The organism is Chitinophaga sp., assembly GCF_036566945.1.
Classification (GTDB): Bacteria; Bacteroidota; Bacteroidia; order Chitinophagales; family Chitinophagaceae; genus Chitinophaga.
This window is the reverse complement of the sequence record NZ_DATCVJ010000058.1, coordinates 1-11,257: the sequence shown is the minus strand read 5'-3', so window position 1 is coordinate 11,257 and position 11,257 is coordinate 1. Positions and strand designations below refer to the sequence as shown.

The 11,257-nt window shown below is 46.6% G+C and carries 7 protein-coding genes; 6 read left to right on the top strand and 1 reads right to left on the bottom strand.

Translation table 11 applies throughout. The features are described from left to right. The first annotated feature begins 239 nt into the window (after positions 1 to 239). From VIP81_RS01755 to VIP81_RS01730, 6 genes are all read left to right on the top strand, one after another. Positions 240 to 800 (top strand): RNA polymerase sigma-70 factor, encoded by a 561-nt coding sequence (locus VIP81_RS01755; RefSeq protein ID WP_331956756.1) that lies wholly within the window; start codon positions 240 to 242, stop codon positions 798 to 800. 85 nt (positions 801 to 885) lie between these two features. After that, positions 886 to 1,983: a FecR family protein gene (locus VIP81_RS01750; protein ID WP_331956755.1), complete on the top strand. Its 1,098-nt coding sequence runs from the start codon at positions 886 to 888 to the stop codon at positions 1,981 to 1,983. Between the two features lie 181 nt (positions 1,984 to 2,164). Beyond that, positions 2,165 to 5,569, top strand: coding sequence for a TonB-dependent receptor (locus VIP81_RS01745; protein ID WP_331956754.1), 3,405 nt, complete (start codon positions 2,165 to 2,167; stop codon positions 5,567 to 5,569). A gap of 24 nt (positions 5,570 to 5,593) precedes the next feature. Beyond that, positions 5,594 to 7,294 carry a RagB/SusD family nutrient uptake outer membrane protein gene (locus tag VIP81_RS01740; protein WP_331956753.1) on the top strand — a complete coding sequence of 567 codons (1,701 nt, stop codon included), beginning with the start codon at positions 5,594 to 5,596 and terminating at the stop codon, positions 7,292 to 7,294. Positions 7,295 to 7,317: 23 nt separating this feature from the next. Then, positions 7,318 to 7,764 (top strand): DUF5018-related domain-containing protein, encoded by a 447-nt coding sequence (locus tag VIP81_RS01735; RefSeq protein WP_331956752.1) that lies wholly within the window; start codon positions 7,318 to 7,320, stop codon positions 7,762 to 7,764. A gap of 81 nt (positions 7,765 to 7,845) precedes the next feature. After that, positions 7,846 to 10,059 carry a beta-galactosidase gene (locus VIP81_RS01730; RefSeq protein WP_331956751.1) on the top strand — a complete coding sequence of 738 codons (2,214 nt, stop codon included), beginning with the start codon at positions 7,846 to 7,848 and terminating at the stop codon, positions 10,057 to 10,059. 112 nt (positions 10,060 to 10,171) lie between these two features. On the opposite strand, the gene VIP81_RS01725 is transcribed toward VIP81_RS01730, so the two are convergent. Further along, positions 10,172 to 11,257 (bottom strand): DAK2 domain-containing protein (locus VIP81_RS01725; RefSeq protein WP_331956750.1); only part of this gene is annotated, 1,086 nt, incomplete at its 5' end.

Below are 11,257 nucleotides of genomic sequence, written 5' to 3'. Positions count from 1 at the left end.
GCAGTACTTAAAAGTATCGCTATCCGGTAAAATGGGCGTCGACAAAATTGCCTGTTTAGTATAGTATCTTACCTTAGTTATTCGGATGGTAAATTAACGCCGGTGGATGATCCTTCTCCTGAAAAATTAAAACAACAATCGGTTGTTTTAACTGTATTTTATCTGATAATACCTGTAATTTATCATACCGAATAGTATCATCACCGGATACCTTATATTTCTGTCAATAATTTAAGTGAATGATTGAAAAATGGCAGCAATCTATAGCGGTGAACAATGATGGGCATGCGTTTCAGCTATTGTATTTGCACCTGGCACCTCCACTGACACGCTTTGCTGCGTCTTTCCTGAAACAGGATATGGAAATGTCTGAGGATATAGTGGCAGAAATATTTGCCGGCCTATGGGAACGCCGCCACACCCTGCAGCATATTGAGCATCTTAAAGTATATCTTTTTACCTGCGTAAGAAATGCCGCGCTGGATTACCTCGAAAAAATAGAGCGCACTTCTTTTTATTCTTTCGACGAACTGGAAGTGATACTGCGGCCTTTAATAGCCGACCACGATCCGGAAAGGAAAATGATTTCCGCGGAAACCGTGCAGGCCATACAAATGGCGATGGATGCACTTCCCGCTAAATGCCAGTTGATTTTTCGCATGGCAAAAGAAGAGGGCATGAAGTATAAAGATATTGCCGCTATTCTCAACATCTCCGTTAAAACGATTGATAGCCAGATTGCGATTGCACTCCGCAAAATTCATAAAGCCCTGGCGCCGCATCTCGTAAAATATCCATAATTTTTTTTCCAACCCTTTAGGGGATTTTTAAAGTTGGGCAGTCTACATATATAACGACAATCATAAATTGTCGGTTTATTGCCTGATGTCAATACAACGATTTTGGATATTAACAGGCCGCAAACTAAGCGGCGAAGCCACTGCTGAAGAGCTGAAGGAATGGGAGGAGCTGTCTGTGATTCATTTGAAAGATCAGTCAACCGGACAATTCATGCAGCTCATGGCCAGAAACTGGGGAACAGACGCCTCTGAAACACCGGATGCGGAAACCGCCAGCCGGATGACCGCTCGTTTGGCCGCCAAAATGCAAAAATCTTTGCCCGTAGAAGAAGCGCCAGCAACTGTTCCGATAAAAAAAGTAGTTTATACCAAATGGATTCGCCTGGCAGCCGCCGTGCTGCTCCTGATCACCGCCGGATTCTGCTATGAAGTATTTTTCTCTCCGAAAACCACGGAACGCAGTCCGCGCAATGAAATCGTGGCCAGCAGAGGGAATAAGTCACATATCATCTTATCTGATGGCACCAGCGTTTGGCTAAATGCCGATTCAAAACTTTCCTACAACAATAATTTTGGTAAGAAAAACAGGACCGTTAAACTGGTGGGAGAAGCCTATTTTGACGTCGCTAAAAAGGCCGAAACCCCTTTTATTATTGAGCTCCGCGCCAATGTAAAAGTAGTGGTACTGGGCACCTCCTTTAACCTCCGGGCCTATGAACAGGACGATAAAGTGGAAACCACCCTCATTTCCGGCGCGCTGGAAGTACAATACGCTTTAGGAGAAGCTACCCAGAAAGTATTGCTGGAACCCATGCAGAAACTGAGTTTACAGCATCCTATACCGATAGACACGACCATAAAAGGCATGCCCACCACCATCGTACAAATGAGCCCCGTTAAATACTATAATAATGATGAAAAAATCATTCGGGAAGTAGTATGGAAAGATAATCAACTCTGCTTCGATGCGGCCACCTTTGACCAGGTAGCCCTGCAGCTGGAGCGCTGGTTTAATATCCATATTGTATTTAAAGATGAATCACTGAAACAAAAACGATTTACCGCATACATTAAAGGAGAAAAATTGCCAGAGGTAATGGCGGCCATGGCTAAAGCAGCAGGATATTTCACGTATCAGTTAGATAGAAATACCAGAATACTGACTATTGACAGAAAAAAATAGCCAACAGTTATCAACCAGGAAGATCTAAATCCCACGTTCATGAACATAAATTCAACGTAACAACCACCGGACACAAAAAAGGGAATGGTTCGAGCATTCCCTGATGGTATCTGCAACGGGCATCCCGGAACTCCGTTCAGGGAAAGGGATGTCTATTTTATCAACCGATCAAAACAAATGTATGAAAAAAAATCGCAGGGCAGGAGGTTTTCTTTCTCCGCCAGCCCTCCTCAAGTATGTAAGAGTCATGAAAATTACTTTTATTTTGATGACCGCCGCTTTTCTGCAGGCACAGGCGGATGGTTATGCGCAACGTAAGCTGACGCTGAGATTAGACGATGCCAATCTGAAGGAAGCACTCCGGGAAATCATGGAGAAGTCTTCCTATCATTTAGTATACAACGATGATATGCTGCCAAAAGATAAGAAGGTGCATATTCATGTAAAAAAGGCGTCGCTGGAAGAAGTCATGAATAAGGTGCTGGAAGGCACTTCCCTGATCTATGAGCTGAAGGCATCAGACATGGTCATCATCTCTCCAAAGGAAACGGCATTGGAGGCACGTACCCTTAAAATAAAAGGTACAGTGAAAGATGAAAATGGCAACCCGGTGATAGGAGCTGTGGTACGCCAGAAGAATAGTAACCTCGTGGGCACCGTCACCGCTAATGACGGTAGTTTTGAATTAACCGTAGCAGATGACGCAGTACTGCTCATCTCTTTAGTGGGGTATGAACCACAGGAGATCCCGGTAGCCGGTAAAAGTACCATGGCCATCACGATGAAAGTGTCTACCAGCAATCTCGAACAGGTAGTGGTAGTAGGCTATGGTAAGGATACCCGCCGAAAGCTGGTTACAGCAGTGTCCACGCTCAAAACCGATAAGATCACTTCTTTACCCTATTCGAATTTAGCAGATGCGATGGCAGGTCGTGCACCTGGTGTCATTACCCAGTCTTCCGGTGGAGAACCAGGCGTAGGCGCCGCCAGAATCGCTATCCGTGGCGGCTCCGGGCCAGACAGGGGAGAGCCCTTATATGTGATCGACAACGTGGTGTCTTCTCGTTTTGATTTTCAAAACCTTCAGCCGCAGGATATAGAAAATATTTCTATTTTGAAAGATGGGGGTGCCACCGCTGTTTATGGTGCCAGGGGCGCCAATGGCATTATCATGATCACCACAAAACGTGGGGCGAAAGGAAAAGCGAATGTGAATTTCAGCGTACTGTCTGAATTCAGTAAGCCCACCGTTTTACCGAAAAGAGTCAACGCCTATGATTTCGCTACCGCCCAGAATGATGCAGCAATAGCAGACGGCCAGGCGCCTATCTATTCACCAGGCCGACTCGATACCATCCTGAATAAAAAAGATCCCTGGGTATGGCAGGACAATGACTGGTATAACATGACCCTTCGGAATTTAACACCACAAACAAAATATGCCTTAGACGTAAGTGGAGGAACCGATAAAACAACTTACTTTATCTCCCTGGCCTACTTTAACCAGGGGAGTAACTATAAGACCGATGTGACCAGTTTTAAACGCTATAATGCCAGAACAAGTATTACACAGCGGTTCGATAAACAAGGTGTCACCATTGGCCTGAACCTGTATGCTACGCTCACCAATAACCGCTTCCCCGGCGCGGATGCCTACTCGATATGGAGTCATTTGCAGAATAGTCCCCCAACAAAACTGGCCTACAATCCTGATGGAACCTATGCTGCCGGCGTGGATCATCCCCTGGTAGACATTGATCCAAGGTCCGGCTATCAGCGCGATGAATACCGCAATATGAACGGCAACCTCACGCTGGACTGGGAAGTGCCGGGTGTAAAAGGATTGAAATTTGGTGTGATGGGATATTATAAAATTGAGGATCGTTACCGGAAAAACTGGTTTACACGTGCACCGCAATTTGATAACCTGGGCATAGAGCAACAAACTTCCAAACCTTCCATGAATGTTATTTCAGATCGGTATAGGAGCCAGACTTTACAAAGCCGGATTGAATACCAGCGAACATTTGGAAAGCATAGTTTTAGCGCACTCGCCTTATATGAAGAAAGTGAAGAAAGCAGCGAACAGCTGTCTGGTGGCCGCGTTAACTTTGCTTCCTCACAGGTGGATCAGCTTTTTGCGGGTAGCAGTGATGGACTGAGCAATGGCGGTAGTGCCACAGAAGGCGGCCGCAGAGGGTATGTAGGTCGTTTGAAATATGATTACGCCGCCAAATATATTGTGGAAGGAAGCTTCCGGTATGATGGCTCCGATCGTTTCCCCAGAGAAGGCAACAGTAAGTGGGGAATGTTTCCCGCCGTATCGTTAGGATGGGTAGCCTCCGATGAAAAGTTTTTCCCGTTCAAAAATATTTTTGATCAGTTCAAACTCCGCTACACCTTCGCCAGCGTTGGAAATGATGATGTACGTGATCCTGCCAATAATCCCATCCGTTTTCCTTACCTGTTGAACGGATATGGCCTGCAGGAAAATGCCTACGTAGTGGGAGGAACACCTGCCGCCGGTTTCAACGAAGGCAGCCTGGTGAATCCTTTTGCACTCTCCTGGTACACTACCAAAGATTACAATACCGGATTGGATTTTGCGCTCTTTAAAAACAAACTACAGGGTAGCGTAGATTACTTTTATAAAAGAACCACCGGTTATATTATCAATTCCGCTGCACGTTACACTACGCCGCTGGGAACCAACTTACCCTATGCTTCCTCTGGTTCTGCTTTCAGAAGACATGGTATGGAATTACAGTTGAGCTATGCAGAAAAGTTGCCCCATGATTTCAGTTACCAGGTAGGCGGTAATTTAACCATGTACAATGAGCTATGGGAAAGAGATGACAGAGAAGACAGCGTTTCATTAAAAAATCCGTTAACAAGAAGCACGCAAGCCACTTTTGTGTGGGGAAATGGATTACGTAACCTGGGCTATTACCAGAGTGTGGATCAGATTATCAACAATCCCCGCAATACCGCTGCCAACCAGCTCACCCCCGGTGACCTTCAATATGAGGATACCAATGGTGATGGTAAAATTGATGGCAACGACAGCCGAAGAATTGGTAAGCAACAATTCCCTGCGCTGGTGTTTGGGCTTAATTTATCCGCCTCCTGGAAAGCCTTTAGCATAGAAATGCTCTGGCAGGGTACCGGTACACGCACCGTGCTGTTAAATGGTTCATTGATGGCTTACAATGCTGCTAACCTTGTGTATGATTTCCAGCGTGATTTCTGGACACCCGATAACAAAGAAGCGAGTTTCCCGCGTCCAACACTTTCGTCAGACAGAAATAGCAATAACAACTATTCTCCTGCCGGTCAGGCTTCTGATTTCTGGTTATATAACGCGCGTTATGTACGCCTGAAAAGTCTGCGTTTTGCATTTGATGCGAAACGGCAGTTTCCGCGGCAGCTATCCTTTCTCAACAGTTGTGTGCTGACGTTAAACGGTACCAATCTGCTGACTTTCTCGCCGGTGAAAGACTTTTTTGATCCTGAAACCAGCGACCTGAGTAACTACGGATACCCGGTGCAGAAGGTGTATTCAGTGGGTTTGAACATCGGTCTTTAATGTTTTATTCTTAATCTGTCATTTATGAAACAAAAAATACGGCTCCTTCTTCTGGCGGTTTCCCTGACAGGGATGAACGCCTGTAAAAGCGACCTTCTTGATAAAAAGTACCTGGACGGCTTCTCAGAAGAATCTGTCTGGAAAGATAAGAATCTCGCTAACGGATTTGTGCTCAGCACTTATAATTCGGTGCTGGGTGGTTTGTATTATAACCAGAAACTGGATGATTATACAGACAACAATTGCAACAACTATAGCAACAACGTAACGCTGGAGAATATTGATAATACTTATGATGCCGGTTGGGATCAGTATGGGCTTATCCGCCGTTGTAACCTTATACTGGAAAAGGTGGGTGCCAGTACCGCTATTCCTGAGGCGGATAAGAAAACAATGATAGCAGAAGGTAAATTTCTTCGCGCCATGGTATATTACTATCTGGCGCAACGATTTGGCGGTGTTATGATTGTTGATAAAGTACTGGATCCGAATGAGCCGGATTTTCGTTTTCCGCGCAACGCTATCCAGGAAGTATATGATTTTGTGTTGAAAGATCTGGACGAAGCAGCCGCGGAACTGCCCACTACTGCTGAAACGGGCAAAGCAACGAAAGGTGCAGCCCTGGCGATGATTACCCGGGTAGGTTTGCAGGCGGCGGCCTATGTACCGGCTAAAAAAGCAGATTACCTGACTAAAGTAACTACGGCAGCGCAAGGAGTATTCGCACTGGGATACGCCATGGATGCGGATTATTTCGGGATGTTCAACGACTACGGAAAAGCGCAGGCGTCGAAAGAGTTGATCCTGGCCTATTTCAGAAAAGCTATCAACAATACTTTTTCAGGTTGCGCCATGCAGTACCTGTGTCCGAATCATGGTAATGAAAAACTGAATCCCGGTTATAATCATCCGGCTTTTGTAGAAAGCTTTGAAGGCTGGCCGGAAAGATTTCCTTCGCAGAACCTCGTAGATGCCTATGAAGTAATAGATGCTGATGGTACCGCCAAAAAATGGAATGCCACCACTTATTACACCAGCTATCAGGCCAATGGAGGATACGTATCGCAGGCGCTGTATAAAAACCGCGATAAACGTTTTTATGCAACGGTGGTGTATGACTCGGTAAAGTTGTTCAACAACATGGTGGAAACAAGGGCCATGGGGAATATGAACCGTTTGAGCAACAGCGGGGGAGAATGGGGTGTATCTGAAAGTAACTACTACTACCGGAAAGGACTATACGAAGCAAAGAAGGTGTGGTATTCTGATCCTACGGATCATCACCAGGCCATCATACGTTTGGGAGAAGTATACCTCAATTATGCGGAAGCGTTGTTACTCACGAATCATTATGCCGATGCGGTACAGGCAATGAATCAGACCCGGCAAACGCATGGTGGTCTTCCGCAGCTGGTGGCTACTACAGCTGCCGCCGCATGGACAGCCTATACCAACGAACGCCGGGTGGATATGGTACTGGAAGAAGACCGTTACTGGAGTTTGTTAAGATGGGCCAAATTCAACGGGGAGCAAACAATTCCTGAGCTGACGGAACCCATTCGTGGCATTGACATTTCGGCCGATGGCAAAGCCTTCGTTTTTAATACCGTAACGATCAATAATAATTCCAACAGACAATTTACCAAGCGGCGTTTTCTGTTTCCGGTGCCTATTTCACAGATCCAGGCCAATCCAAATCTGGCCCCGAACAATGAGGGTTGGTGATCTCTAAAATTAAAATATACAGTATGAAAAAATATCTTGCTTTAAGCGCTTTGGTGATGATCATGGGATTACTGCAATCCTGCCTGAAAAGGGGCTTACAGGATTTGCCCGCGTTTACAGATGCCAATATCGACCGGTTTGATTTTGAATACCGCTGGAATGATAACGGTACCTTCCGGGTAGTACGTTTCAATACAGATGCACCGGTGCCCAATGGTAAAACCCTGACGGTTAAAACCGTTGTCCCCGAAGCATCGGGCGCATTTACCACGGCTATCAGGGATAAGGTAACCGCAGCTGCCATCGTAGGTATGTGTAATGTTTCTACGGCAGCTACGATTAAACCCGTGAATGGTGCTCCCGGATTAGGAGTACCCGGTGATTTTTCAAAACCAGTGTCCTACCAGGTAACGGCTGCCGATGAAAAAACGGTCAACGTCTGGACGGTGAACATCACTTTTGTTAAGTAAATTCTGGTTTAAATAGATCTTCAAAGACCTTTCCATTCCTGGAAAGGTTGCTTATTTTATCTTCCTTTTTAAATATGACTTATGCGTCTGGGAATAATTTTATTTTGTCTGGCTTTATTGGTTGAGGTACAAGCACAAGAGGTGAATATCGATGCACGTGGTATGAAAGCATCACTGGTGATGCCTATCCCGATGAAGGGCACTAACCCGGCTCACCAGACCTTAGCGGTTAATAGCCGGTATTTTGAACGGAACGGACAACCCTGGTTTCCGGTGATGGGAGAATTTCATTTTTCCCGGTATCCCGAAAAGTATTGGGAGGAGCAGTTATTGAAAATGAAGCAGGGTGGCATCGGCATTGTGTCGACTTACGTTCTTTGGAACGCCCATGAGTCGCCGGAAGGAGTGTGGGACTGGACCGCCAACAAAGACCTTCATGCGTTTGTGGCGCTTTGTGCCAAACACGATTTGCTGGTGTGGTTGAGAATAGGGCCTTACTGCAATGCAGAACAATTGTATGGAGGCATACCGGAATGGGTGCAAAAAAGAAAAGGGAAACGTAGTAATGATCCGGAGTATCTGAAATCAGCTACCGCCCTCTATCAACAAATAGGAAAAGTAACAAAGGGTCAATATTTTGGGGAGGGAGGCCCGGTAATAGGTGTACAACTGGAAAATGAATTTGCTTCCGGTGAAGCGGATCATATTTCCACCCTGCATCAAATGGCGCTGGATGCAGGAATAAAGCCGGTGTTTTTTTCTGTGACGGCGAATTCTGTTTTTCATGCTGATCGTTATGAGGTGTTGCCGCTGCAGGGCGCCTATCCATACAGAGGCTGGGAAAAAGATGGGGGAGGTGCTTCGCTGGATTTTCTTTACGGCAATGATCAATGGATAATGACAGATGCCTTGGGGAAATTATTTTATGACCTGGATCAATATCCCAAGGGGATGTGTGAACAGGGATGTGGCAGCCAGGTAACTTATGCTAACCGGTTCGTGGTAGAGCCGGAGGTAGTAGCTGCCCATGCGCAAAACCAGGTAGGCCGCGGCATGAATATGATGGGTTATTACATGTTCCAGGGTGGCACACAAATCCCCGGACTCAAAGATCCTACCTGTCCGGAGAGTTATGATTTCCAGGCGCCGTTGGGAGAGTATGGTTTGCCTCGTGCTTCCTATCATCAGCTGCATGTGCTGCATCAGTTTTTGCAGAGTTTCGGAACGGGATTGGCGCCAATGGAAGTATTACCAGCGGCATATCCTGTGAGGAACCCACGTAATACTGATAGCATAAGATATAGCACCCGTACAGATGGCAATACGGGATTTGTGTTTTTATGTAATACACAGGTGCGTGTGGCGATGCCGGATAAAAACATCCGCCTGCAGGTACAGTTGGAAAAAGAAACAATTCAGTTCCCTGCGTTTACACTGGCCGGCCAAACAGCGCCTATACTGCCTTTTAACCTGGATCTGTTTGGAGTAACACTTAAATATGCAACGGCGCAGCCTTTCGCCAAAACAGCAGGTGCCGTTTTCTTTAGCCGGGTAAAAGGGATGGCACCCGAGCTTTGTCTGGATGCTACCAATATAGCTGCTATTGATGCAAAGGGATGGCAAAAAACGAAGCAGGGGAACAATTGGGTACTTCGCCCCAATACAGGCAATGCCTTTCAGATAACCGCCTCAAATGGTGAAAAGACTACCGTGGTATTATTAACGCCACCCGAAGCGGAAAATGCTTACTGTATGTCTATCCATGGAAAGGAAAGTCTCGTGATCACCAGTGCCACGGTAATGGCCACTGGCGATCAGTTGGAACTGCGGCAATTGCGTCTCCCTGATATTTCCCTGAAAATTTATCCGGCAGCTGGTCCTATACGAGTGGGTGAAACAGTGGTACCCGGTAAGGCAGCCGGTATTTTTCAGCAATATGAGATACATCTTCCAACGATAAAAATAGCGCTGCCTATGCAGGTGGTGAACGCCAGCGAAACCGCCGTAGCACTGCCTGCGTCACTACCGGCAGGTGTTTCGGATGTTTTCCTGGACGTGGATTACCTGGGTGGAAGTATCACCGGGAAAATAGCAGGGAGAGTAGTTGCAGATGATCTGTATAACGGTTTGCATTGGTTACCGGGACTGAAAAGATTTACCGGTAAAGGTAGCATGGTATTACAGGTGCAGCCCTGGGATAAAAAGATCACCGGTGTGCAATTGCCGGCGCAGCAGAAAGAAGGTATTCACCAAATTGGTATAGTGCCGGAATATGCCGTGAAACTCACGTTTTAATTCCTTATAATTAGTCACACGTTTAAAAAATAAAGGTCGCTTCATGAGGAAGTGGCCTTTATTTTTTAAACGAATCAGGGTCATCTTATTTGTCTATGTGGGCTGTTTACCCTTATTTCAGCGTCGCGATTTTTTCAAATACCCTGGCAATAACTTCCGCTCCGGGGTCAGGAATATTTTTTAATACTTCTTCAGAAAGATAAGAGGAGCGTCCGAATTTAGTATGCACAATATGTTTGGTACTATCGGCTCCCTTGCGGGCTTTTTGTGCGGCTACCGCGATATTTTCTCCGGCAGCCAGTGCTTCAAAAGCAGGTTGCAGGGCGTCAATCATGGTTCTGTCGCCTGCCTTGGCGCCGCCATAATCTTTTACTTTTTGCAAGCCTGCCAGCAATGCCGTCGCCAGGTTCGGCGCTGTAGTATAGGTGCTGCCGGCAGCGGTAAATAAAATAGATAACAGCACACCACTGGAGCCACCTGCTTCTCTGGCGAGGAGGCGGCCAATGGTTTTTAGTAGTTTGCCCGTATCATCGAGTGGCAGCTGTGCGATGGAGGATAACAGGCGTTTGCCGGTTAACGCAAAAGTAGATCCTGTATCGCCATCGCCCACTCTGGCATCGAGATCATTGATTTCTTTTTCGATGCTGGTCAGCAGTTGCCCGATGGCACTAATGAGGGCATGTACCCGGCTGTTATCAGATGGTTCAAATGGAAGAGTAGGAGGCAGTGGGGGCGAGGTAATGCTGGCCGGCGCGGCAAATGCCTGTAACTGCCAGGCAACGGGCGTTACGGGCGCTAACAATGCTTTTTCAATCGCCTCGTCCAGCAGTAGTAGCGACACGGAAAATCCGTTCATGTTGATAGACGACATTAGCGCAGCAGGGCCAATCATGTAATCCACTTTATCGCCCAACGGTGTTTTACGAAAAGCATTTACCAGTACCTGCATTTCAATTGGGCTTACACTGCCCATATTGTTAAAGAGCATGGCGTAGCGGCCGCCGCTGCCGGGAAGTCCTTCTGCCAGTTTCTCTATAGCAATGGCCATGAGTTGATCCGCCTTTTGATAAGGAATCACTTTGGTGCCGGGTTCTCCGTGAATGCCTAAGCCCAGTTCCACCTGCTGATCGTTTAAACGGGAGATCGTTTGCTGTCCTAAGTGCCGGCATTCTGTGAGCGATAGCCCGATAGAGGCGGT